Origin of the sequence: Pseudomonas sp. GZJR-8 (genome assembly GCF_002916705.1) — a bacterium.
Taxonomy (GTDB): Bacteria; Pseudomonadota; Gammaproteobacteria; order Pseudomonadales; family Pseudomonadaceae; genus Aquipseudomonas; species Aquipseudomonas synxantha_A.
The window spans coordinates 20,730-43,718 of sequence record NZ_JXSI01000018.1 but is presented as its reverse complement, the minus strand read 5'-3'; the positions used below and the strand labels follow the sequence as shown (position 1 = coordinate 43,718).

The 22,989-nt window shown below is 60.2% G+C and carries 20 protein-coding genes and 1 pseudogene; 11 read left to right on the top strand and 10 right to left on the bottom strand.

The features are described from left to right. The first annotated feature begins 97 nt into the window (after positions 1-97). A complete protein-coding gene (locus TK42_RS25485) occupies positions 98-1,249 on the top strand; it encodes an MFS transporter (protein ID WP_103735432.1) in 1,152 nt (383 codons plus the stop codon). A gap of 9 nt (positions 1,250-1,258) precedes the next feature. Here the strand turns inward: TK42_RS25485 and TK42_RS27030 are convergent, their stop codons facing one another. The 7 genes from TK42_RS27030 to TK42_RS25450 all read right to left on the bottom strand — a co-directional run bounded on the left by TK42_RS27030 (position 1,259) and on the right by TK42_RS25450 (position 8,482). Further along, positions 1,259-1,921 (bottom strand): type III secretion effector protein, encoded by a 663-nt coding sequence (locus TK42_RS27030; protein WP_228309674.1) that lies wholly within the window; start codon positions 1,919-1,921, stop codon positions 1,259-1,261. 419 nt (positions 1,922-2,340) lie between these two features. Next, the gene (locus tag TK42_RS27230; RefSeq protein ID WP_032876842.1) at positions 2,341-2,658 is read right to left on the bottom strand and encodes a hypothetical protein; all 318 of its coding nucleotides are present in this window, start codon (positions 2,656-2,658) and stop codon (positions 2,341-2,343) included. 140 nt (positions 2,659-2,798) lie between these two features. Further along, positions 2,799-3,851 (bottom strand): type III secretion effector protein, encoded by a 1,053-nt coding sequence (locus tag TK42_RS25470; protein ID WP_256584798.1) that lies wholly within the window; start codon positions 3,849-3,851, stop codon positions 2,799-2,801. A gap of 161 nt (positions 3,852-4,012) precedes the next feature. Beyond that, a complete protein-coding gene (locus TK42_RS25465) occupies positions 4,013-6,418 on the bottom strand; it encodes a TonB-dependent receptor (RefSeq protein ID WP_103735431.1) in 2,406 nt (801 codons plus the stop codon). A 97-nt stretch (positions 6,419-6,515) separates the two neighbouring features. Then, positions 6,516-7,466, bottom strand: a complete 951-nt coding sequence (locus TK42_RS25460; protein ID WP_103735430.1) for a FecR domain-containing protein — start codon at positions 7,464-7,466, stop codon at positions 6,516-6,518. A 26-nt stretch (positions 7,467-7,492) separates the two neighbouring features. Further along, positions 7,493-7,990 (bottom strand): sigma-70 family RNA polymerase sigma factor, encoded by a 498-nt coding sequence (locus TK42_RS25455; RefSeq protein WP_103735429.1) that lies wholly within the window; start codon positions 7,988-7,990, stop codon positions 7,493-7,495. A 96-nt stretch (positions 7,991-8,086) separates the two neighbouring features. Further along, complete coding sequence (locus TK42_RS25450) at positions 8,087-8,482, bottom strand: cytochrome c (RefSeq protein ID WP_371920293.1); 396 nt, start codon at positions 8,480-8,482, stop codon at positions 8,087-8,089. Between the two features lie 176 nt (positions 8,483-8,658). On the opposite strand from TK42_RS25450, the gene TK42_RS25445 reads away from it, so the two are divergent. The 3 genes from TK42_RS25445 to TK42_RS25435 are packed head-to-tail and all read left to right on the top strand — an operon-like array spanning position 8,659 to position 12,177. After that, the gene (locus tag TK42_RS25445) at positions 8,659-9,459 is read left to right on the top strand and encodes a glucose 1-dehydrogenase (protein WP_103735428.1); all 801 of its coding nucleotides are present in this window, start codon (positions 8,659-8,661) and stop codon (positions 9,457-9,459) included. Beyond that, a complete protein-coding gene (locus TK42_RS25440) occupies positions 9,452-11,278 on the top strand; it encodes a glycoside hydrolase family 15 protein (protein WP_103735427.1) in 1,827 nt (608 codons plus the stop codon). Before TK42_RS25445 ends, TK42_RS25440 begins: the two co-directional genes overlap by 8 nt. Then, positions 11,266-12,177, top strand: coding sequence for an alpha/beta fold hydrolase (locus tag TK42_RS25435; RefSeq protein WP_103735426.1), 912 nt, complete (start codon positions 11,266-11,268; stop codon positions 12,175-12,177). The genes TK42_RS25440 and TK42_RS25435 overlap by 13 nt, the downstream gene beginning before the upstream one ends. Here TK42_RS25435 and TK42_RS25430 read toward each other — a convergent pair. Continuing rightward, positions 12,163-13,131, bottom strand: coding sequence for a GlxA family transcriptional regulator (locus TK42_RS25430; RefSeq protein ID WP_103735425.1), 969 nt, complete (start codon positions 13,129-13,131; stop codon positions 12,163-12,165). The genes TK42_RS25435 and TK42_RS25430 overlap by 15 nt on opposite strands. An 88-nt stretch (positions 13,132-13,219) precedes the next feature. Here TK42_RS25430 and TK42_RS25425 point away from each other — a divergent pair, with 88 nt between their 5' ends. Beyond that, the gene (locus TK42_RS25425) at positions 13,220-13,900 is read left to right on the top strand and encodes a DJ-1/PfpI family protein (protein ID WP_103735424.1); all 681 of its coding nucleotides are present in this window, start codon (positions 13,220-13,222) and stop codon (positions 13,898-13,900) included. A gap of 74 nt (positions 13,901-13,974) precedes the next feature. Here TK42_RS25425 and TK42_RS27460 read toward each other — a convergent pair whose 3' ends face one another. Next, a complete protein-coding gene (locus TK42_RS27460; RefSeq protein ID WP_371920297.1) occupies positions 13,975-14,061 on the bottom strand; it encodes a hypothetical protein in 87 nt (28 codons plus the stop codon). A 337-nt stretch (positions 14,062-14,398) separates the two neighbouring features. Beyond that, a pseudogene (locus tag TK42_RS25420) lies at positions 14,399-14,569 on the bottom strand (LysE family translocator); the annotation flags it as partial. A 130-nt stretch (positions 14,570-14,699) separates the two neighbouring features. On the opposite strand from TK42_RS25420, the gene TK42_RS25415 reads away from it, so the two are divergent. From TK42_RS25415 to TK42_RS25390, 6 genes are all read left to right on the top strand, one after another. Next, entirely contained in the window at positions 14,700-15,215 is a 516-nt protein-coding gene (locus TK42_RS25415; protein ID WP_103735423.1) for a sigma-70 family RNA polymerase sigma factor, read from the top strand. Further along, positions 15,202-16,152: a FecR domain-containing protein gene (locus tag TK42_RS25410; RefSeq protein WP_032876880.1), complete on the top strand. Its 951-nt coding sequence runs from the start codon at positions 15,202-15,204 to the stop codon at positions 16,150-16,152. Before TK42_RS25415 ends, TK42_RS25410 begins: the two co-directional genes overlap by 14 nt. Before the next feature lie 105 nt (positions 16,153-16,257). After that, positions 16,258-18,744 (top strand): TonB-dependent receptor, encoded by a 2,487-nt coding sequence (locus tag TK42_RS25405; protein WP_103735422.1) that lies wholly within the window; start codon positions 16,258-16,260, stop codon positions 18,742-18,744. 432 nt (positions 18,745-19,176) lie between these two features. After that, on the top strand, positions 19,177-20,616 hold the full coding sequence (locus TK42_RS25400; protein ID WP_032876885.1) for an undecaprenyl-phosphate glucose phosphotransferase: 1,440 nt from the start codon (positions 19,177-19,179) through the stop codon (positions 20,614-20,616). Next, on the top strand, positions 20,616-22,076 hold the full coding sequence (locus TK42_RS25395) for a mannose-1-phosphate guanylyltransferase/mannose-6-phosphate isomerase (RefSeq protein WP_103735421.1): 1,461 nt from the start codon (positions 20,616-20,618) through the stop codon (positions 22,074-22,076). Before TK42_RS25400 ends, TK42_RS25395 begins: the two co-directional genes overlap by 1 nt. Then, complete coding sequence (locus TK42_RS25390; RefSeq protein WP_078820824.1) at positions 22,076-22,987, top strand: glycosyltransferase family 2 protein; 912 nt, start codon at positions 22,076-22,078, stop codon at positions 22,985-22,987. Before TK42_RS25395 ends, TK42_RS25390 begins: the two co-directional genes overlap by 1 nt. Positions 22,988-22,989 lie beyond the last annotated feature (2 nt).

Genomic DNA, 22,989 nt, shown 5'->3' with positions numbered 1-22,989 from the left:
TCCGAACGCGAAGGGAACCCGGCTCGCTCCAGAGGGCCTGATGTGCAAGGATGTGACACTGAACATCGCTCGATGAACGCAAAACCAAGGACTTTTCATGACTGCCATCCCCACCCCTGCGCCCGTAATTCCCGGGCGGCTGGAGCAGATGTCGACGCGCATCGCTTTCTTTATCGCCGGCTTCGGTATCGCCGCCTGGGCGCCCTTGGTGCCGTATGCCAAAGCGCGCGCAGATCTGAATGAAGGCACGCTTGGCCTGCTGCTGTTGTGCCTGGGAGTTGGCTCGATCATCGCGATGCCGGCAGCAGGCGCCTTGGCATCGCGCTACGGCTGCCGTCGCGTACTGACCGCAGGGACGCTCATGATCTGCCTGGCCCTGCCGATGCTGGCCACTGTCAGTTCGATCCCGTTGTTGATCGCAGGGTTGTTCCTGTTCGGCGCGGGCCTGGGCACCGTGGATTCCACCGTCAATCTGCAAGCGGTGATTGTCGAGCGCGCCAGTGGTAAAACCATGATGTCGGGCTTCCATGGTTTATTCAGCCTGGGGGGCATCGTCGGCGCAGCGGGGGTTGCCGGGTTGCTGGGCCTGGGCCTGTCGCCACTGCAGGCGACGCTGGTAGTGGTGGCTATCATGGTTGTGGCGCTGCTCAAGGCCGCACCGAACCTCCTGCCTTATGGCAGTGAAAGCTCCGGCCCGGCGTTTGCGGTGCCCCATGGTGTGGTGTTGTTCATCGGTTGCCTGTGTTTCATCGTGTTCCTGGCCGAAGGTGCCGTGCTGGATTGGAGTGCGGTATTCCTCAGTGCCGAGCGCGGCCTGGATGAAGCTTACGCCGGCCTTGGCTACGCGGCATTTGCCTTGACCATGACCGCTGGGCGTTTGACCGGTGATGCCATTGTCCGACGCCTGGGGGCAACGCGAGTGATCGTGATCGGGGGCACCTTGGCGTGTGTCGGCCTGCTCATCGCGACGCTATTACCCGCCTGGGAAACTGCATTGCTTGGATACGCATTGGTGGGTGCCGGGTGTTCGAATATCGTGCCGGTGCTGTACACCGCCGTCGGCAAACAAAAGGTCATGCCGGAGCATATTGCGGTGCCGGCCATCACCACGCTCGGTTATGCCGGCATTCTCGCCGGCCCTGCGGTGATCGGTTTTATCGCCCATGGCAGCAGCCTGAGTACCGCCTTTGTATTGATTGCGGTGTTGCTGGCGGCCGTGGCCATCAGCGGCAAAATCCTCAAGGTATAGGCCCGACAGTCAGCGCGCTTTGCGAGCATCGTCCTGCTCCCGCCAGCGCTCGAGGCTTTTGTTGCTCAACCACCCCTCTTTGTGGGGTGGGCCAAACAGTCGTGTGCCGTTGGCACGTTCCAATGAAGGCAGCAAACCTGGGCGTTCGATAATGTTCTTCGCCGTGTAGACACACAACTCACTGTATTGGGGCCTGGGCATGCCGGTAGACGTGTCCAGTACAGGGCTGCCCTTCTGATCAACTTCGTAAGGGTCCTGCATGACCGCCTTGAGCTTGGCAATCTCAACGTACTGGTGTTGTTCGAACAGGAAGGTGCGGTCCATTGTCTTGTCTCTCAACTGTTCAAACTGGCTTTGCAGCGCTTGCACCACTTGCGCGTTGCCATGGGTATGAAACGGATCCTGGCTGAACACACTCGCCGAGCTGTTGCCATGCAAAGCCTGGGCTGCCGCACTGAGGCTGTCACGCGTGATATCGCCGTCGCGGCTGAAGATGGTGTCGCTTAACCGCGCACGCTTGAGAATTTCCCTGACGACCTGAATGGCGCCGTCCAGTGCCTCGTTTTCACCCATGGGTTGAGCGGCGATCCGCTGCAATGACATCCAGGTCAAGCGCCCCTCATTAAGGAAGGGGTGCAACAGGCCAAAGGCTTTTTCAAGGGCCTTTGCCAATTGCTTGTCCGTTGAAGTTTCACCCGGCAGGGAACTGCTCGCCCGTTCAGCGGGGAAGTTCTGTAGGTCTCGATGACTTAGAGCGGATAACGTTCCGCGCAAAAAAGTGGGCTGGCGAGAGATCCCTCGCTCCGGCACGGAAGAAGCTTCCTGCCAAGTGACCGGTGATAGCGTCGTTGCTCGCGCAGCTGACCCGCCAGGGGCGAGAGGCCGACCGGGAGGTAGTACACCCTCGATTTTCATGGGTTTTCTCCAACTCTATTCAGATGCATATCCGCTTGGTGACCTGTGTCGGAATGACAAGATCAACGAATGGATTCCACTCGGACAAGCACCTCATGTGTGGTTGGAGGGAGACGGCAGTTCCGGATGAGCAGCGAATACCAATGACAATATGTAAAAGCCCAGGCAAGGCAGCATCAACCTGACTTTCGACTACGCCACCACGTCGCCAGGCTATTGATCAGCCCGGTGCTTTTCAGTGAATCAGCGCGGGCCACTGGGACCTGGCGGTCAGCCAACATGCCCCGGGAAAAATCATCCGCAACGGGCGCCTGAAATTTTCGCTCGCCGGCAAACGCTTTCATGCGGCGGGCTTGGGCCACATATTCCTGCGCGGCAGTGGGCATACCTTCTGATACTCCGCCCTTCTCGGACAGCGCAGGGTTTACTTGCTGGGTGTTTTGCAGAAGTTCAAGGCGGCAGGATTGGGAGGAATTAAACGAAGTTGAAGTCATGTGTTTTCCCTCAGGCGAAATCTGAAAAGCAGTGGGCCAATGCACCACCGCAGTTACCACCTATGTGGCAAATAAGCGTAAGCCGTTCCTTAAATGATTGAATCAGGCGCCGTTTTCGCAGCACAGCGCCTGAAGGCGGGTTATTGCGACAGTAAGGCCAATGCTTTGCGACGGATCTTTCCATCACCGTCGGCACTGACGAGGTTATCCAACAGTTTGAGCAGGTCGCCCCGTTTCATGACTGCCTGGGCCAATTGGATCAGGTGATCCTTGGCTGCATCGCCGGTGAGCTCCTGACTTGCGAGTTTCCTCAAGTCTTTGAATTTCAGGTGTGGCCCGCCGCTCCCATCCTTGAGTTCATCGAAATGCTCGAGCATTTCAGCGGCCAATTCCTTGTCAGTCTTGTACTTGAAGTAGTTATCTCCCTGGATAACCGCGTTCAGGCTTTTCCAATCAATAAGATCATTCAACGCACCGGTGCGACCGTCCCGGTCAAGCGCCGCCATCAGCTCCGGACGTCGCAGCAGCTCATTGGCCAAGCGGGCGTTTTCCCTCATGACCGGGTTAGGTGACCATCCTCGTTTCGCCATCGCAAGAATGCTGTCAACGCTGATAGACCCAGGGTTATTTGGATCTCTAAACGCGTTGAAGCTATCGCGCAATTGCTGCGCCAACTCTTCGTTACTCTTTAATGAGTATTGCGGATCCGGCCTGCCGGGGGCGACCGGATAAGGCCTACCCCCTGCAGTAGGGTCGGGGCGCGGCGGTGGATTGCTTGCCCCGGGGTTGGGCCTTGGCGGCGGGTTGCTGCAGCCCGGATGCACGGGCGGCCGATGCCCCAGGAACCAATGACTGAGCCAGCGCTTGAGTTGGCTCAGTAAGTGATGCAGCCCGGGAGGGTTGTGTTGATGGCCAAGCACATCAGCCGCGGTTGTTGCCGGCTGATGGTGATCGAACACCGGCCCGGCCTTGTTTTGCGTGGTCGGGAAGTTGACATGGGCAGCACGCTGATCATTGAAAGAAGGCGCAGCAGGTGCCTCGCGAGTGTTTTTGACGACAGCCTTGCCAGTGACTTGTGAACGGTCTGGCGTTGTTGAAGCAGAGACGGATGTATCCATCGATACAGACATAGGTTTCTCCATTGCAGTAGGCGCGATTTCAGCTTGTCGCTCCAACGCAGTGTCGAAGCCCATCAGCTTTCCCATGTGTGGTTTTGTGTCGGAAACAGTTCCTGACGCAGCAACAATACGTGCTTTGACGGTGTAGGAAACAGATCAGGCAGGCTTGCATTACGCCTGGCGCGGGCAAAAAAAATCGCAACCCTTGGGCTGCGATTATTGCCATCAACCGAAGATCAGAATCCAACGCTTGCCTGTACGAAGAACGTGCGCGGCTCGCCCAGGTATATCCCGGCGTTATTGTCGCTGGAGCGTGTGTAATGTTGCTGGTCGAAGAGGTTTTTCACCCCCACGCCAAGTTTCAGGTTCGACAGTTGCGCACCGAAGTCATAACCGCTGCGCACGTTGACCGAAACATAACCCGGAATATCACCGTACTGGCCGTCAGCGGTGCCTTGGGTGATATAGGTGGTGCCGGTGCCTGGCGCACGCTGGCCAGACTGAGCATAGACGTCCAGGTTGTGCGTCCAGTGATTGACATCGTAACGCAGGCCCAGGGTCGCCACTTCACGGGAATACAGCGGCAGATCGCGGCCCTTGAACGGTACGTCGCCCTCGGAGGTGGCCTTGGTGTAGGTAAAGCCGGCGTTGGCGGTCAGACCGTCGAGGCGCGGGTCAAGATTGGACAGGTCGTAGTGGGCCGACGCTTCGATACCGGCGTGCTTGGTGGCGCCGAGGTTGGTCCAGCCTACGTCATTGCTGACGTATTGCAGTTCATCCGAGAAGTCGATGTAGAACAGCGTCACTTCGCCGCCCCAGATGCTGTCGTTGTAGCGCGTCCCGATCTCGTAGGTCTTGGCTTTTTCCGGGTTCAGACCGTTGGCGGTCTGGTTGCCGGTACCACCCTGCCCCAACTGGAAATACTGCAAGCTGCCGAAGGAGGTTTCGTAGTTGGCGAACAGTTTCCATGCGTCGCTGACGTGGTACATCACGCTCAGGGCCGGTAGCGGTTCATTGTTGTGAATCTCGCGGCGTTTTTCCTCGGTACGCTTGCCGTTCAGGGCCACTACCGGGCGGTCATGCCATTCGGTGCGGATGTCTTCAAAGCGGATGCCCGGCGTGATGGTCCACTGGCCGATGTCGATTTTGTTGTCGATGTAGAAAGCGCTGGCTTCGGTGCCGCCGGTGCGGTCTTGATAAACGTGGCCGTCGCTCTGCCCACCTGGCGTGGGTACGTTGTTGACCAGGTTAAGGCTGGTGGCCTGCTCGTGCATGCCTTCCTTCAAGTAGCGGTAGCCAACGCTGACTTCCTGCGTGCTGGGGCCCACATCGAACACATGGGACACCCGTGGCTCGATGCCGAAGGTGTAGTAGGTGCGTGGGTAGGAACTGAGGGTTTTCAGATCGCGGTTGGCGATGTTGCTGCCTCGGAAGCTGTCGGAATAGTAGGTCAGCACTTCAGCCTGGGTACGGTCGTCAATCTGGCGGATGTACTTGAAGGACACGTCCTTGCGGCGACCGCTGAAGTTGTCCCAGTCGCGCACCGATTGATACGGGTTGGCGTCAAACTGCTTCTGGGTCAGGCCGCCGGGCATGTCGGCGCTGGCATCGTAATAGTGGAAGTTGAGCGAGAAGTCGTCTTGATCGGTCGGCGCCCAGTGGGTCTTGAAGATTACATCGTCAATGTCATTGGAGTTGTTGCTGTTGCGATAGCCGTTGCCATTGACCCCGGAGTACAGCAGCGCGGCGCCGATGCCGTTGTCGGCGGTGCCGCCGATAAACGCATTTTCGACGTGCTTCCAGCCACCGTGGGCGGACGTTTGCAGGGTAGTGCCGACTTCCCCGGAGAATTTCTCCGGGATGGCGCGGGTCACGAAATTGATCACACCGCCGACGTTCTGCGGGCCATAGCGCACGGACCCGGCACCACGCACGACGTCGATGCTGTCCAGGTTACCGGCGGAAATGGGCGCCATCGACAGTTGCGGCTGGCCGTACGGGGCGAAGGCTGCCGGTACGCCGTCAATCAGCACGGTGGAGCGTGGCGACAGGCGTGAGGTCAAGCCGCGTACGCCGACGTTGAGAGAAATATCGCTGCCCCCGGTGCCATTGGATTCCTGTACCTGCACGCCAGGCACGCGGCGCAATACGTCGCCGACGTTCATCGCGCCCTGCTCCACCATGGCTTCGCGGCGCACCACCGTGCGTGCACCCGCATGGTTTTGCACCACGGCGGCATCGGCATCGCCGAGCCAGTCGCCCACCACCTTGATGTCGGTGACGCCCAGTTCCAGCGGCGAGCCAGCTTCGCCAGTGCCGGAGCTCAGCGTGCGCAAGGTTACGGAGCCTGCGTCGATCTGGTAATCCAGCCCACTGCCTTCCAGCAATTGGCGCAGGGCTTGTTCAGGCGAGAGGTTGCCATCCACTGCTGGGGCTTGCTTGCCGGCGACCATGTCGGGGCTGAAGAACACTTGCAGGGAGGTCTGCTGGCCCAGTTGGCTCAAGGCTGCACCCAGGGGCTGGGCGCGAATATGAACGCCTTCGCCGGCCTGTGCGGCAGGCAGCGCGATGCTGACTGCGATAGCCAGGGCGAGAGGCGCCCAGCGGGAGGTTTTATTGTTGTGGAGGGCGAGTTTTTTCACGTCGAACCTAGTCCTGTGATCGCAAAAGTGTGCGGCTGTTAATGCAAACCAGTTGCAGTTGCAGGAGAAGACGAACAATGCGAAAAAAACCTGAATGTCAGCGTGAAATAATTTCCTGGCTGCCGTCCGGCAAGGTGCGCAAGGCAACCGGCAGAATATGTGGCAAGGCTTTGAGCAAGGCGTCGGTGTCACTGGCGTTGAACACGCTGGTCAGACGCAGGTTGCCCACCGCTGCCGTGGTGATGCGCAACGGTTGCTCGCGATAGCGCGACACTTCCCGCGCCACTTCGGCCAGACTAGCGTTGTTGAACACCAGTTTGCCGGTGCGCCATGCGGTCAGCTCTTCAGGGTTTACGGCATAGGCCGCAGCCACTTCGCCCTGAGTATCGACATGAGTGCCCCGGCCGGCGGTGAGCGTCACGACTTGAGCCGACGCTCGTCCCTGCACCTTGACGGTGCCGGTCTCGACCACCACGCGGGTGCGGTCGTCATCGCGACGCACATCGAAGCGTGTGCCGGTGACCGTTACCTGCCCTGCCCCGGCGGCCACCACGAACGGGCGACTGGCGTCGTGCTCGACACTGAACATCGCCTCACCCTGCTTGAGCTCAATGCCCCGCCGACCTTTTTCGTAGTGAACCGCAACCACACTGCGGCTGTTGAGGTCCATCACAGAGCCGTCTGGCAAGGCCACCTGGCGCTGCTCGCCCACCCGGGTAGTGAACTCGGCGCTGTAGGGCTTGGACTGGCCCAGCCCGCTGAACAAACCCAGGCCCACGGCAATGGCAACCACACCGGCCGCTACCGCGTAGCGCAACACCGCCCCACCCCTGGGGCGCTCGGCCGGCGCATCGCACAAAGCCTGCAAACGGGGTTGGGGCAGCAGATCCGTGGCGCTCCAAAGCCCTTGCAGCACATCGAATTCATATTGGTGTTCGGGCTGCTCGGCACGCCAGGCCTCGAAACGTTGCCGTTCTTCGGCGTTCAACGGGCCGTCTTGCAGGCGCACAAACCATTGCGCCGCTTCGTCACGGACACGCTTATCCATCGTGGAGGATCCTGTTTCAAAGCGGGTCATGGCGCCATTGCATCCAGGCGGTCACGCAGATGCCGCAGGGTGCGGATCATATACTTCTCCACCATGTTTTTAGACAGCCCCAGCCGCACGGCGATTTCCTGTTGGGTGAGCCCCTCGATTTTCTGCCAGATAAAAATCTTGCGACAGTTGAGCGGCAACTCGACCAGGGCCCGCTCGATGGAGTCGGCCAACTGAATCGCGTGCATGTAATGCTCCGGATCACCGCTGTGGGGGGCGTGATCAACGGCCTGCAACGTCAACGCCTCGCGGCGCTCTTCGCGCCGGTAGGCGTCCACCGCGATATTGCGCGCGGTTTGATGCAGGTAGGCGCGTGGTTGTGCAACCTCGCTGGCGTGGGACTCGAGCACTCGCACAAAAGTGTCGTGGGTCAGGTCCTCGGCTTGCTGGCGGTTCCTCAAGCGGCGCGTCCAGGTTCCGATCAACTCTTCGTAGTGCTCGAAAAAGCCTGTTCTGCGGGGCGGCTGAGGAATCATCGCGAAGGCACTGAGGATGCGGGGCGTGAATAGTAATGCTTCCTATTAAGCGGGGCAATTGCTGTCCATCACCGGTAAGCCCGCCGCACTCCCCCCTCAACTTTTTGAAATCACGCTACTCATGTATTGATGCAGATCGCGAAAGTCCTGAACGCTCCACGCGTGCGGCGCTATCTTCACACCGTTGTCCTTCAACGTCTTTGGAATCAGGTTGCCATTTGGGCGAAGTATTATCGACGAGACGATCACGCCCGGATAATCATGCAGCTTCTGTTTGAACGCGGCGGTTGTAAGGTCAGGCGTGGGGGGATTGCTTTTTTTAGCCAATGGCCCGGTGGCCTTTATATCGGGTCCATGGCACACGCCGCATCGCTGTAGATAAAGCGTTTTTCCATTGCTGTTTTCCGCAACAGCCAATGATGGCTGAGCCAGTGATAAAACGGCTGATAAGCCAATGAGTAAACTTTTCATCCTTGGGGTGCGTGTCGACATACACATTCCTTTGCTCCATCCCTTACCTTTTGTTTTCAGCATATTACGATAAACCTTGCCTTGCGCCCCGGCGCTACACCTGCGGCCCGCGGTCTAGGCGTACAAGCCGTGCGGTGAACTTCCGCTCCCCGCCGCCAGTCAGCTGAAAGGACTCTGATAAACACAGTGGGTGGGCGATGCAGATTTCCTTGCAGCAACAAGTAGCTCTGGTCACCGGCGCCAGTTCAGGCATCGGTGCTGGCGCAGCCAAAGCCCTGGCCGACGCGGGCGCGGCAGTGGTGCTTAACTACAACTCCCAGGCGGCCCCCGCCGAGGCCCTTGCCGCACAGATCAATGCCAACGGCGGTCGGGCGCTTGCCATCGGTGGCGATGTGTCCAAGGAGGCTGATGTCGAGCGCCTGTTCGCACAGACCCTCGATGCCTTCGGCCACCTGGATATTCTGGTGGCCAACTCAGGCCTGCAAAAAGACGCCAACCTGGTCGACATGAGCCTCGAGGACTGGAACACCGTGATCGGTGTCAACCTCACCGGGCAGTTCCTCTGTGCCCGAGCGGCAGTGCGTATCTTCAATCGTCAGGGCGTTCGTGAGGGCGTGTCACGAGCGGCCGGCAAAATCATCCATATGAGTTCGGTGCACCAAGTCATTCCGTGGGCCGGGCATGTGAATTATGCAGCGTCCAAGGGCGGCGTGGAGATGCTGATGCGCACCCTCGCCCAGGAAGTCAGCGAGCAACGTATCCGCATCAACGGCGTTGCGCCGGGGGCGATTCGCACGGCGATCAACCGTGCAGCCACTGAAGGCGCTGCGGAGAAAGAGTTGCTCAAATTGATTCCTTACGGTCGCGTCGGCGATGTAGAAGATGTGGCCAATGCAGTGGTGTGGCTGGCCAGTGATGCTTCTGATTACGTGGTCGGCAGCACGCTGTTCATCGATGGTGGCATGAGCCTTTACCCGGAGTTTCGCGGCAATGGTTGATCTGAAAAAAGAACCCCAAAGCGCCATCGATGCCCACGGCATCATCGGCGACATGCGCAGTGCCGCACTGGTAAACGACCGTGGCAGCATCGATTTTTTCTGCTGGCCGGAATTCGACAGCCCGTCGATCTTCTGCGCACTGCTCGACACGCCCGACGCCGGCACCTTCCAGCTTACCCCGGACCTGCCTAACGCCCGCCGCGAGCAGATCTACCTGCCTGACACCAACGTGCTGCAAACACGCTGGCTGAGTGACGAGGCGGTGGTAGAAGTCACCGACCTGCTGGCGGTCAGCGAAGAGGTCGACGAGCTGCCTTTGCTGATTCGCCGAGTACGGGTGGTCAGCGGCCAGGCCAACCTGCACCTGCGTTGCGCCGTGCGCCACGACTACGCACGTGCCAAGACCCACACCACAGCCGATGACAGCGGCGTGCTGTTCAGCGCCGAAGGTCAGCCCGGCCTTCGCCTGGTAGGCAGCCACCCGCTGACCCTCGAAGAAAATGCAGTCGTATCCCGCTTTACTCTGGCTCAGGACGAGGGCGCCGAATTTGTGCTCGGCGGCCAGGATGATCCGCGGGTGGTCAACGACTGCACGGACCTGTACCTGGAACGCACCCTCAAGTTCTGGCGCGGCTGGATCTCCCAGTCCAATTACCGTGGGCGCTGGCGCGAAATGGTCAACCGCTCGGCCTTGGCGTTGAAGCTTTTGACCTCGCGCAAGCACGGCGCAATCATCGCCGCTGCGACCTTCGGCCTGCCGGAAAGCCCCGGCGGCGAGCGTAACTGGGATTACCGCTATACCTGGATACGCGATGCGTCGTTTACCGTCTACGCGTTCATGCGTCTGGGGTTTGTCGAGGAAGCCAACGCCTATATGCGCTGGCTCAAAGGCAGAGTCAGCGACTGCTGCGGCCAGCCAACCAAAATCAATATTCTCTACGGCATCGACGGTCGCCAGGAGTTGCCGGAAACCACACTCGATCATTTGCGCGGCCACGGCGGCGCCCAACCGGTGCGGGTAGGCAATGAGGCGTTCGATCAGATCCAGCTGGATATCTACGGCGAACTGATGGACGCGGTTTACCTGGTCAACAAGTACGGCGAAGCCATTTCCCACGAAGGCTGGAAACACACGGTGGAAGTGGTCGACCAAGTGTGTGAGATCTGGAATCACAAAGACGTAGGCATCTGGGAAATGCGCGGCGAGCAACACCACTTTCTGCACTCGCGTCTGATGTGCTGGGTGGCCTTGGACCGTGCTATTCGCCTCGCCTCCAAACGCTCGCTGCCGGCCCCGTTCGCACGCTGGGACCAGACTCGCCAGGCTATCTACGCCGACATCTGGAGCAACTTCTGGAACGAAGAACGCGGGCATTTCGTCCAGCATATCGGCAGTACGGCGCTGGACGGCTCGATGCTGTTGATGCCGCTGGTGCGCTTCGTTGCAGCCACCGACCCGCGCTGGCTGGCGACGCTGGAAGCGATCCAGAAAAGCCTGGTGCGCGACGGCATGGTCTACCGCTACCGCAATGACGACAGCCAGATCGATGGGCTGCAAGGCACCGAAGGCGCATTTGCCGCCTGCTCGTTCTGGTACGTCGAATGCCTGGCCCGCGCCGGGCAAGTGGAGAAGGCCCACCTGGAATTCGAACAGCTGCTGCGCTACGCCAACCCGCTGGGACTGTACGCCGAAGAATTCGACAGCCAGGCTCGGCACTTGGGCAACACACCTCAGGCGTTGAGCCACTTGGCATTGATCAGTGCGGCAACGTTCCTGGACCGCAAACTCAGCGGGGAGAAGACTGTATGGCAACCCTGATGTCCCCTGCCCCGCTGTTGTATGTGCGCACGTCCATGCTAGACGTGGCTTATGAAACCCACGGCCCCATCGCAGGCGAGCCGGTGATCCTGCTGCATGGCTTCCCTTATGACCCTCGCGGTTATGACGAAATCGCGCCGGTGCTGGCCGAGCGTGGTTATCGGGTGTTGGTCCCCTATTTGCGCGGTTATGGCCCGACGCGGTTTATCAACGACCAGGTCATGCGCTCCGGCCAACAGGCGGCGTTGGCCAAGGACCTGCTGGATTTCATGGATGCGCTGTCCATTAAGCAGGCCACGCTCGCTGGGTATGACTGGGGTGGGCGCGCGGCGTGTATTGTCGCGGCGCTATGGCCCGAGCGGGTACGCGGCTTGGTGACGGGGGACGGTTACAACATCCAGGACATCGCCCAGTCCCTCGAGCCTCGGGCACCGGAAACCGAGCATCGATTATGGTACCAGTATTACTTCCACACCCAGCGTGGAGTCGACGGTTTGACCGCCAATCGACAAGAGCTGTGTGAGTTGTTATGGCGGCTTTGGTCGCCGACCTGGCGTGAAGGGCCAAGTCTGTATGGCAAGACTGCGCCGTCATTTGATAACCCGGACTTTGTCGAGGTGGTGATTCACTCTTACCGCCATCGTTTCATGTATGCGCCGGGTGATCCCGCGCTGGAATCCATTGAGCAGGCATTGGTGCAGCAACCGGCGATAACGGTGCCCAGCATTTCGTTATGCGGGGCCGACGACGGTGTGGGCCCGCCATCGCTTGAGGATGACGATGTGGATCACTTCAGCGGTTTTTATCGCCGACTGGTTTTGCCAGGCATTGGTCATAATGTTTTCCAGGAAGCGCCCCAGGTCACGCTTGAAGCATTGCTGGAACTACTGGAGCGGTGAAAAACGCTCCCGGTAAGCTTGAGGCGTCACTGACAAGGCCCGCACAAAGCTGCGGCGCAAAGTCTCCTCACAGCCAAAACCGCACTGCATGGCGATACGTTTGATGGAGGTCGTGCTGTCTGCCAATTGCCGGCGCGCGGTTTCGACACGGATCAGTTCCACGGCCCGTGCCGGGGTCTGGCCGGTCTCGGCGCGGTAATGGCGCACAAAGCTACGCTCGCTCATGCCAGCCTGGGCTGCCAGGGTGGCGATGTTCAGATCCAGCGTCAGATGGTCGGCGATCCAAGCGTGCAGGTCGGCAAAGCGGCTGTCGCTCTTTTGCAGGGATAACGTCACGCTAAATTGCGACTGACCGCCAGGGCGCTTGAGGAACACCACCAAGTGGCGGGCCACTTCCAAGGCAATGCCGCGACCCAGGTCATCCTCTACCAGGGCCAGGCACAGGTCGATCCCGGCGGTCACACCAGCAGACGTCCATACCGCGCCCTGCTGGATGAAAATCGGATTGGCCTCCACTGTGAGCGCGGGAAACTTGCGCGCCAGTTCTTCACACCGCGTCCAGTGCGTGGCCACGCGGCAACCATCGAGCAAACCGCTGGCGGCCAGCAGAAAGGCCCCGGTGCACACCGAAGCCATGCGCCGGGTGTGCCGGGATTTATCGCGCACCCATTGCACCAGTGTCGGGTCTTCGGCGGCAGCGTACACGCCCCAGCCACCGGCGATCACCAGGGTATCGCAAGGCGCGTCGATGGCGGGCAGCGGTTCAGCCAGCAGCGCCAGGCCGGCAGAAGTCCTCACCGGTTCAGGCTGAGCGGCGATCACGTTCACCGCGTAGGGCAACGGTAAACCACGTTGGCGCAACAGGTCATTAGCCGACGCAAACACTTGCATAGGCCCGGTGACATCGAGCACCTGGGCATCTTCAAAAGCGAGTACATGAATAATCTTAGGCATGATTGGCGTGATTAGTGGGCTCAATGGCGTACACGCCAAAGCCTAGGCTTCTACAGTGCGGTCGTCCATTTCTTTCGGAGCTTGCACCATGACCTTGCAGATCGGCTTTCTGTTGTTCCCCGGCATCCAGCAACTGGACCTGACCGGCCCCTATGATGTCCTCGGTTCGCTGCCAGACGTGAAGCTTCACCTTGTATGGAAAGACCTCGCGCCGATCACCTCCAGCACTGGCCTGGTGTTCACGCCGACCATTACTTACGCCGACTGCCCGAACCTGGATGTGCTCTGCGTACCCGGTGGCGCCGGTGTGGGCCCGTTGATGGAAGACCCGCAAACCCTGGATTTTCTCAAGGCCCAGGCACAGACAGTGCGCTACATGACCTCGGTGTGCACCGGCTCATTGGTATTGGGCGCGGCAGGGTTGCTGCGCGGTCGCAAGGCCACCACCCACTGGGCCTACCACCACCTGCTCGCCCCGCTCGGTGCTGTTCCCGTGCAGGAGCGCGTGGTGCGTGACGGCAACCTGTTTACCGGCGGCGGGATCACCGCCGGCATCGACTTTGCCCTGACCCTGGCCGCAGAGTTGTACAGCGAAGCGGCGGCGCAACTGGTGCAACTGCAGATCGAATATGCGCCGGCCCCACCGTTTGACTCCGGCCGCCCGGAGACTGCGCCCCGATATGTACTGGAGGAAGCCAACAAGCGCACGGTGGAGTCACGCAGAGTGCGTGGGGAGATTGTTGCGCGGGCGGCTGCGCGGTTGGGGTGAATGTTCATCCGTGGCGAGGGAGCAATCTCCCTCGCCACAGTACAGCGCTGTTTCTTAACTGACAGGCATCGCCGTTACTGCGCTCGCGTCTCGCCGCCTCCCTCTACTACCCGATCAACCAGCAACTGAACGCCCTCTACCATCCGGCAAATCCCCAACACCACACTGCGTTGCGAACCTTCAACCTGTACGGACCGGACACGCTGTTCAAAAGTGAGCCGCTGTCAGGGCGGAACCCTAAGTGGCCGTTACCGCAGGAATGGATATGTACTCGGTATGACTGTGTCGGCTGTCAGGCCGCCTTCGCGAGCAAGCCCGCTCCACATTTGGATCGCGGGGTGTCAGGTAGAGAAGCATCGCCTGTCAGGCCGCCATCGCAGGCAAGCCAGCTCCCACAATTGGATTGTGAGGTGTCAGATAAATGAGCATCGACTGGCAGGCCGTTACGGGAGCAAGCTCCCTCGCCACACAGAAACCTGCTTGGCTTCCCGCGTGTCGTCAGGCAGGACGCGACATCACCGCCAAGCGCACGGCCAACGCCATCAGCACCGCCGCCAAACCCCACTTCTGCAGCCAGGCGCTTTTGGTGCGTTTGGCGAAGAAGCGGCTGAGCACCCCGCCAAACATGCCCAGCAGCACGTGAAACACACTCGCGATCAGCGTCAGCACGGCGCTCGCAGGCTCTACAAAAATTGTGCTGGATACATTACTGACGCAGCAAACCAGTGATTGCTGAATGCCACAACCAACGTCTAGAATGCGAAACATTATCAATTAAGCCTGCTGCGCCAGGATGACCATGTCGAGCGATCACCCACTGGACCATGCCGCCATCGGCCAGCTATACCAAGCCCACCATTCCTGGCTGCGCGGCTGGTTGAGCCGACGCACCGGCTGCCGTGAACACGCCGCTGACCTGGCGCAGGAAACCTTTGTGCGCCTGCTCAACGCGCGCAAGCAACAAACCCTGCAGCAGCCGCGTGCTTACTTGAGCAGCATCGCGCGCAGTTTGATGATCGACCAATACCGACGCCGCGAACTGGAACGTGCCTACCTGGAAAGCCTGGCGCACTTTCCTCAAGTCGAGGTGCCGAGCGAAGAAACCCGCCTGCTGATCCTCGACAGCCTGGCGCGCATCGACCGCTTGCTCGACCAGCTCAAGCCACGGGTGCGCGAGGCGTTTCTGTTGGCCCAACTGGACGGCCTGACCTGCGCGCAAATCGCCCTGCGCCTGGACGTGTCCAAGGCCACGGTGGAGCGTGATCTGTCCAAGGCGCTGCACGCCTGCTATCGGTTACGTTATGCCGAATGCTGATCCGCGCCTGGTGGACCAGGCCATCCAGTGGATGATCAAGCTGCGCTTCAACACCGCTGACGACGCCAGCACGGCGGCCTTTGAGCAGTGGCTGCACACCAGCGCCGCGCATCAACTGGCGTGGCAGCGCGTGGCGACCATGAATGACGACTTCACCCAACTGCCGGCGCATGTCAGTCGCCATGCCCTCGATGGCGCGCGCCAACGTATCAGTCGGCGTGAAGGCTTGAAGCTGCTGGGCTTGTTTGCCGGCGCCGCCGGGTTGGCCTGGCTGGGTCGCGACTACACGCCCCTGCCCGCCCTGATGGCGGACTACCGCACGGCCACCGGCGAGCGGCGTTGGGTGGCGTTGAACGATGGCAGCAAGGTCCAGCTCAACAGCGCCAGTGCCATCGATATCACCCTGAATGCCGAGCGGCGTCTGGTGAACCTGCGTCAGGGTGAAGTGTTGGTCAATACCGGCGCTGACAACCGTCCGTTCTGGGTGCACACCCGCGATGGTTACCTGCGCACCCTCGGCACGCGCTTTGTGGTACGTGAAGAAGCCCAAGGCACGCTGCTGGCTGTGCAGCAGGGTGCGGTCGCGGTGTATGCCGACAGCCATGACGCCAGCGCACGCCAAATGATCAAGCCGGGCGAACAGGTGCTGTTCAACCGTAGCGGCATTCGCCCTTCTCCCACCAATGGCCTGGATCCCTGGGCCTGGAGCGACGGCGTCATCAGCGCCCACAATATGCGCCTTGACGACTTCCTGGCCGAACTGGGCCGCTACCGCAACGGCTTGCTCCGTTGCAGCGAAGCCGTCGCGGGGCTGCGGGTTTCGGGCACCTATCAACTGGAAGACACCGATCAGGTACTCAAGCTGGTGGCGCAATCGTTGTCGATCAATGTGACCTACCGCAGCCCCTATTGGGTGACCGTCTCCGCTCGGGTTTGAGCGGCCGAAAATAAATGAGGTGAATTCTCATTGCCATTCGACCTGTAAGGAAAGGCCGATCAACAGGCCGGTGTTGTCCACTTCCTTCAGGAGCATCCCGCGGTCATGCAAGCGTTCCCCTCCAAGCGTTCCCCCCTCAGACACGCCCTCAATGCCACTCTTCTTGGCGCGTGCGTGGCAGCCAGCGCTTTGCCGTATACCGCAACAGCCCAGGAACCCGGCAGCGAGCGCCAGGCCCGCGCCTGGAATATTGCGCCCGGGCCTCTGGCCGGCGCCCTTGATCAGTTTGCGCGGCAGGCCGGTATCAGCCTGTCGTATGACGCAGGCAGCGTGGCCGGCAAAAGCAGCCCGGGGCTGAGCGGCACCCTGGCCCCACAACAGGCCCTGAGCCAGTTGCTCCAGGGCCAGGGTTTGCAGGCGCAAAGCCAGGGCCAGAACGCCTGGTTACTGCTACCTCAGCAGCAAGCCGGCTCGGCGCTGAGCCTGGGCGCCACCACCATCACTGGTGATCGTCTGGGCGCCACCACCGAAGGCAGCGGTTCCTACACCACCGGTGCGGTGACCATCGGCAAGGGTGAACACAGCCTGCGACGCACGCCGCAATCGGTGAGCGTGATGACCCGCAAGCTGATGGATGACCAGAACATCACCACCATCGACCAATTGCTGGAGCGCACGCCGGGGATCACCAGCTACGAGTCGCCCATGGGCGGCAAGTATTTTTACTCCCGGGGCTTCAAGATGCTCGGTCAGTACCAGTTCGATGGTGTGCCGCTGGACATCGGCAAGGACTACATACAGGCCGACAGTTTCAGCGCGAATATGGCGATTTATGACCGGGTAGAGGTGCTAAAAGGCGCCGCCGGTATGCTCAAGGGCGCCGGCACCGCCAGCGGTGCAGTGAACTTCGTGCGCAAGCGGCCCCAAGCCACCCCGACCACCAGCCTCGGGCTGTCGGCGGGCACCTGGGATAACTACCACGCCGAACTCGACACCGGCGGCCCGTTGAACGACAGCGGCACGGTGCGCGGCCGTGCGTCGGTCAGCCAGCAGAATCGTGGCTCCTACATGGACCTTGCCAAGCGCCAGGACCAGGCGTTTTACGCGGCGCTGGACATGGATGTCAGCCCTGACACCACCCTAGGCTTCGGCGCCAGCTATGAGGATGTCGACGCCACACCGTGCTGGAGCGGCCTGCCGCGCTACCGCGACGGCAAAAGCCTCGGCCTGAGCCGCTCCACCTGCCTGGGCCAGGCCTGGAACGATTGGCAAAGCCAGCGCACCACGCTGTTCGCCGATCTGACCCATCACTTCAACGACGACTGGAAGCTCAAAGTCAGCGCCGTGCATAGCCGCAACCTGCAAGACATCAAATACGCCGCCAGCGAAAGCACCGTGGACTATGGCAACCCGGCCCCTACGCTCACCAGCTACGCCGCGCTGCTGGATTACGATCACAAGGACTACGGCCTGGATGCCTACATTGATGGTCAATTTGAAGCGTTTGGCCTGCAACATGAGTTGATCCTCGGCGCCAATGGCAGTCGTGGCACCCAGGACGATGTCTACGCGATCCGCAACCTGCCCCAGCGCCAAAGCGTTTTCAACCCCAACCACCACTTCCCGGAACCTGCCGACGATACCTTCTGGCCCAACATGTACCGTGGCGGCACGGTCAAGGAAACCGCCACCCAATACGGCGCCTACGCCACCTTACGCCTGCGCCTGGCCGAACCATTGATGCTGGTTCTCGGCAGTCGCGTCAGTTGGTATGAAAACCGCCGTGAGTCCTTGAACCTGGCTTGGGGCGAGTGGGCCGACCAGGATGCACGCACCAAGGAAACCGGCGTGGTCACGCCGTTTGCCGCGCTGATCTACGACCTCAATGACAACCTTTCGGTGTACGCCAGCTACGCCGATATCTTCCAGCCACAAAGCTCCTACGCCACGGTCAGCGGTTCGGCGCTCAAGCCGAAAATGGGTGAGAACTATGAGCTGGGTATCAAGGGCGAATGGTTTGACGGGCGCCTCAACAGCTCCCTGGCGCTGTTTCGCGCCATCGAAAAAAACGCCGCCCAAACCGATTTCGAGACCCGCTGCGGCAGTTCCTCTGACGGCTACTGCTACACCGACACGGGCAAAGTTCGCGCCCAAGGGGTCGAGGCCGAGCTGAGCGGCGAATTGCTTGAACGCCTGCAAGTGTTTGGCGGCTACACCTACACGCAAACCAAGAACCTGAAGAACATCGACAGCGCAGCCGAAGGCGCGGTGTCCAACACCTACGTACCAAGGCATATGCTGCGTTTGTGGGGCGACTACCAGTTGGACGGTGCACTGTCAAAATGGACAGTCGGCGCAGGGGTCAACGCCCAAAGCAGCAACTACCGGTTGCAAACTATCAAACTGGAACAGGCCGGGTATGCGTTGTGGAATGCGCGCATTGCGTATCAGGTGGACGACACCTGGACTGTGGCGCTCAACGGCAACAACCTGTTCGATAAAAACTACTACCAGACCGTGGGTACCTCAGGCTGGGGTAATCTTTATGGAGAGCCGCGCAACCTCACGCTGAGCCTCAAAGGCAACTTCTAAACATCAGCAGTCCTTGCACCAGAGCCGGCAAGCCGGCTCTGGTTCGACAACCCCCCTTCCCCCGCCCTGCTTCTGTCAAAAAAAGCTTTTTTCGCTGGCAGGCAAATCCCCACGTTTGTTCCTACACTCCAAAAAGCCATCATCGATTCTCGATTTTTCTGAAAGCACGGCCTCTCATGTCAATAAATCGTCATATCATGGGAGCCTCATGAGAGCCATTGAAGGCAACGGCAAAAAAAGCCAAATCATTGACACGGAACCTCAAGGAAGCCACTATTTAGCCATCACTCCGTAAATTCCTGCGTCTGAACAGGCATTACGTATTACCCAGCAACTGCAGTTGTTCGATTTGCACCACTTGTAAAGCAAACCTGCCTTATGGATGAGCAAAACGAATAGGAACGTTCTGGTGGTGTATTGAGGATCTGATCTATGCGCGGTAAATCGTCGGTCGATAGCCTGTTTTTGACTCGTCCCGGTTTCGTTGAGTTTTTTGTCGTCTTCGTAAAACTGATCCACGGCCTCACTGCTGTAGTGCCGGCAATTATCCTGTTGTTCTACCCGGAACCCGTCGCCGAGCACATGCGCAACCACTACCTTGGCCTGCTGGTATTCTTTGCGCTCTTGACCATCATTCTGTTCCAGGCCCTGGGGGTGTACTCCGAGGATCTGTTCAGCAATCGCCTGCGTTTTCGCGTGATGCTGGTGGCCTGGGTCTCGGCGTTTTGCATCCTGCTGTTCATGTACCAGATTCTGCTCCTGTTCCCACAGTTGAGCCCACGCAACCTGGCGGCCTGGTTCTCCATGAGCCTGGTGCTGTTTGGCGTGGAGCGGATATTGATGCTGCGCCTGTATCGCCATTTGATGAAGAACGGCAAATTCTTGCAGCGTACGGTGATCCTGGGTTTTACCGAGACGGCGGTGCATGTGGCTGAACACCTGTCGCGCAACAGCGATATCCGTTCCGGCCTGATCGGCTTTATCGACGACCGTACCGAGCGCATTCCCAAGGAATTGAGCCGCCTGCCCTTGCTGGGCAATACCCGCGACCTGGAAAAGCTGATCCGCTCCGAACAGGTCAACCAGGTCATGATCACCCTGCCCTGGGCCGCCGAGCAGCGTATCAACGGGCTGGTCAAACGCCTGCGGCAGATGTCGGTGAACGTCATGCTGGTGCCCGACATGGCTGCCTTGCGTTATGGGCATAACCGCATCACCGATGTGGGCGGCATCCTGATGTTCAACACCTCGCAGTTGCCGCTGCGCGGCTGGTCACCCTTTATCAAGCGTTGCGAAGACCTGCTGCTGGCCAGCCTCGGCCTGTTGTTGCTGTCACCGGTGATGCTGGCGACGGCCATCGCGATCAAACTCGATTCCAAGGGCCCGGTGCTGTTTCGCCAGAAGCGCTTTGGCTACAACGACAACCTGATCCGAGTGTTCAAGTTCCGCTCGATGTACGTGGAACAGACCGACCTCAACGCCGAGAACCAGACCACACGCCAGGACCCGCGCATCACCCGGGTAGGCAGGATCATTCGCAAGACCAGCATTGATGAGCTGCCACAACTGTTCAACGTGCTGCTGGGCAATATGTCGATGGTCGGCCCGCGCCCCCACGCCACGGCTACCAAGGCCGCCGGGATTCCGTTCGAGCAAGCGGTCAGCGAATACAGCTCACGCCACCGGGTCAAGCCAGGCATCACCGGCTGGGCACAGATCAATGGCTACCGTGGCGAGACCGACACCCTGTTCAAAATCCAGAAGCGCGTCGAATACGACCTGGAATACATCGCCAAATGGTCGGTGTGGCTGGATCTGTACATTGTTTTCATGACGGTTCCGGCCGTCCTTTCCACCAAGGAAGTCTATTGATGAACCCTCTTAACGGATTGATCCCGTGCATCATCTCCGGTGGTTCGGGCACGCGGCTGTGGCCGGTTTCGCGGCAGAACATGCCCAAACCCTTCATGCGCATGCGCGACGACCAGAGCCTGCTGCAAAAGACCTTCCTGCGCGCCAGTCACTTGCCGGGGGTGGACAGCATCCTGACGGTAACCAATCGTGACCTGCTGTTTCGCACCCTTGACGACTACCGCGCGGTGAACACCCAGCGATTGGCCCTGGAGCTGCTGCTGGAGCCGTTTGGCCGTAACACCGCCGCCGCCATCGCCGTGGCCGCCTTGCATGTGCAGGAGCATTTCGGCGCTGAAGCACAGTTGCTGGTGATGCCCGCCGATCACCTGATCCTTGATGAAACGGCCTTCGCCCAAGCGGTAGAAAAAGCCCGCGCACTGGCCGAAGCCGGTTACCTGGTGACCTTCGGCATTCAGCCTGACCGTGCCGAAACCGGCTTTGGCTATATAGAACAAGGCGCAGCGCTGGGGGCCGGGTTTCAGGTCCGGCGCTTTGTCGAGAAGCCCGATCTGGCCACCGCCCAAGGCTATCTGGACGGCGGCAAGCACCTGTGGAACGCCGGCATGTTCTGCTTCAAGGCGGCCAGCCTATTGGAAGAATTGGCCAGCCACGCCCCGGCAGTGCTGGACGCAGCCAAGGCCGCACTCGAGCACAGCCAGAGCCTGCAGAACAGCAGCAGTCGCCAGCGTGAGCTGAGCCCGGAAGGTTTCGGTACCGCGCCGGACATCTCCATCGACGTGGCCCTGATGGAAAAATCCGCAAAGGTCGCGGTCGTGCCCTGCAACATCGGCTGGAGCGATATCGGTTCCTGGGAAGCGCTGCGCCAACTCACCCCCAGTGATGACAATGGCAACCAGATCAATGGCGAGGCGATCCTGCACGACGTGCATAACTGCTACATCGACTCGCCCAAGCGGGTACTCGGTGCAGTGGGCGTGCGCGATCTGATCATCGTCGACACCCCGGACGCACTGTTGATCGCCGACGCGCACCGCAGCCAGGACGTGCGCTATATCGTCGCCGAACTCAAGCGCCAGAATCACCCGGCGTTCAGTCTGCATCGCACAGTCACCCGCCCGTGGGGCACCTACACGGTGCTGGAAGAAAGCACGCGCTTCAAAATCAAGCGCATTGTGGTCAAGCCAAAAGGCTCGCTGTCCCTGCAAATGCACCATCACCGCAGCGAGCATTGGGTGGTGGTCAGCGGCGCAGCGATGATCACCAATGGCGAGCGCGAAATCCTGCTCAATATGAACGAGTCCACCTATATTCCCGCCGGCCACAAACACCGCCTGACCAACCCCGGCATCATCGATCTGGTGATGATTGAGGTACAGAGCGGTGAGTACCTGGGCGAAGACGACATCGTGCGTTATGACGACATCTACGGCCGCGCGCCGGTGGAAGAGAAACCCTGATGCGCACGTCCCTGATCATCCCCACCCGCAACGCGGCCAGCCATCTGGACCGCTTACTGCCGGCGCTGCGCATGCAAACCCTGCAACCGGACGAGATGCTGGTGGTCGACAGCGCATCGAGCGATGACACCGTGGCGCGCTTTCGCGAGTTTGGCGCGCGCGTGGAGGTGATTGATGCCCGCGACTTCAACCACGGCGGCACTCGGCGCTGGGCCAGTGAACAGGTGGGCGGCGACGCTTTGATCGTCATGACTCAGGACGCAATCCCCGCCACGGCCGAGACGTTCGCCAACCTGATCGCCGAATTGCAACTGGAGCCGCTCAATGGCGTGGCCTATGGACGGCAGCTGCCGCACCCCGGTGCAGGGGTGCTGGGGGCACAGTCGCGGCACTTCAATTACCCGGCGGCCAGCCGCAGCAAAAGCCTGGCCGATGCACCGCAGCTAGGGATCAAGACCTGCTTCAGCTCCGACTCGTTTTCGGTGTACCGACGCAGCGCCCTGCAGGCGGTGGGTGGTTTCCCCCAGGATGTGATTGGCAGCGAAGACGCCTACGTCGCCGCACGCATGTTGCTGGCCGGCTACCAGGTGCGCTACGCCGCCAGTGCGCAGGTTTATCACTCCCACGATTACCGCTTGCTGGACGAGTTCAAGCGCTACTTCGATATCGGTGTGTTCTACGGCCGCGAGGCGTGGATTCGCCAGGCGTTCGGCGACGCCGGCGGCGAAGGTAAGCGTTATGTGCTGGCCGAACTGCGCGCATTGCGCGAGGCGAACGCGCTGCACCGTGCGCCAGAAGTAGTAATGCGCAGCGCCTTTAAATTGCTGGGTTATCGCCTCGGCCACCTTGAACGCCACTTGCCCAACTCGCTTAAACGGCGTCTGGGCATGTTTTCCACCTACTGGACTTGAGC

Bases quoted from the DNA above. Each gene is read 5' to 3' on its own strand.
- TK42_RS25485 (WP_103735432.1), top strand. From the start codon at position 98: ATGACTGCCATCCCCACCCCTGCGCCCGTAATTCCCGGGCGGCTGGAG.
- TK42_RS27230 (WP_032876842.1), bottom strand. From the start codon at position 2,658: ATGACTTCAACTTCGTTTAATTCCTCCCAATCCTGCCGCCTTGAACTT.
- TK42_RS25470 (WP_256584798.1), bottom strand. From the start codon at position 3,851: ATGGGCTTCGACACTGCGTTGGAGCGACAAGCTGAAATCGCGCCTACT.
- TK42_RS25460 (WP_103735430.1), bottom strand. From the start codon at position 7,466: ATGGATAAGCGTGTCCGTGACGAAGCGGCGCAATGGTTTGTGCGCCTG.
- TK42_RS25455 (WP_103735429.1), bottom strand. From the start codon at position 7,990: ATGATTCCTCAGCCGCCCCGCAGAACAGGCTTTTTCGAGCACTACGAA.
- TK42_RS25450 (WP_371920293.1), bottom strand. From the start codon at position 8,482: ATGTCGACACGCACCCCAAGGATGAAAAGTTTACTCATTGGCTTATCA.
- TK42_RS25445 (WP_103735428.1), top strand. From the start codon at position 8,659: ATGCAGATTTCCTTGCAGCAACAAGTAGCTCTGGTCACCGGCGCCAGT.
- TK42_RS25440 (WP_103735427.1), top strand. From the start codon at position 9,452: ATGGTTGATCTGAAAAAAGAACCCCAAAGCGCCATCGATGCCCACGGC.
- TK42_RS25435 (WP_103735426.1), top strand. From the start codon at position 11,266: ATGGCAACCCTGATGTCCCCTGCCCCGCTGTTGTATGTGCGCACGTCC.
- TK42_RS25430 (WP_103735425.1), bottom strand. From the start codon at position 13,131: ATGCCTAAGATTATTCATGTACTCGCTTTTGAAGATGCCCAGGTGCTC.
- TK42_RS25425 (WP_103735424.1), top strand. From the start codon at position 13,220: ATGACCTTGCAGATCGGCTTTCTGTTGTTCCCCGGCATCCAGCAACTG.
- TK42_RS25415 (WP_103735423.1), top strand. From the start codon at position 14,700: ATGTCGAGCGATCACCCACTGGACCATGCCGCCATCGGCCAGCTATAC.
- TK42_RS25410 (WP_032876880.1), top strand. From the start codon at position 15,202: ATGCCGAATGCTGATCCGCGCCTGGTGGACCAGGCCATCCAGTGGATG.
- TK42_RS25405 (WP_103735422.1), top strand. From the start codon at position 16,258: ATGCAAGCGTTCCCCTCCAAGCGTTCCCCCCTCAGACACGCCCTCAAT.
- TK42_RS25400 (WP_032876885.1), top strand. From the start codon at position 19,177: ATGCGCGGTAAATCGTCGGTCGATAGCCTGTTTTTGACTCGTCCCGGT.
- TK42_RS25395 (WP_103735421.1), top strand. From the start codon at position 20,616: ATGAACCCTCTTAACGGATTGATCCCGTGCATCATCTCCGGTGGTTCG.
- TK42_RS25390 (WP_078820824.1), top strand. From the start codon at position 22,076: ATGCGCACGTCCCTGATCATCCCCACCCGCAACGCGGCCAGCCATCTG.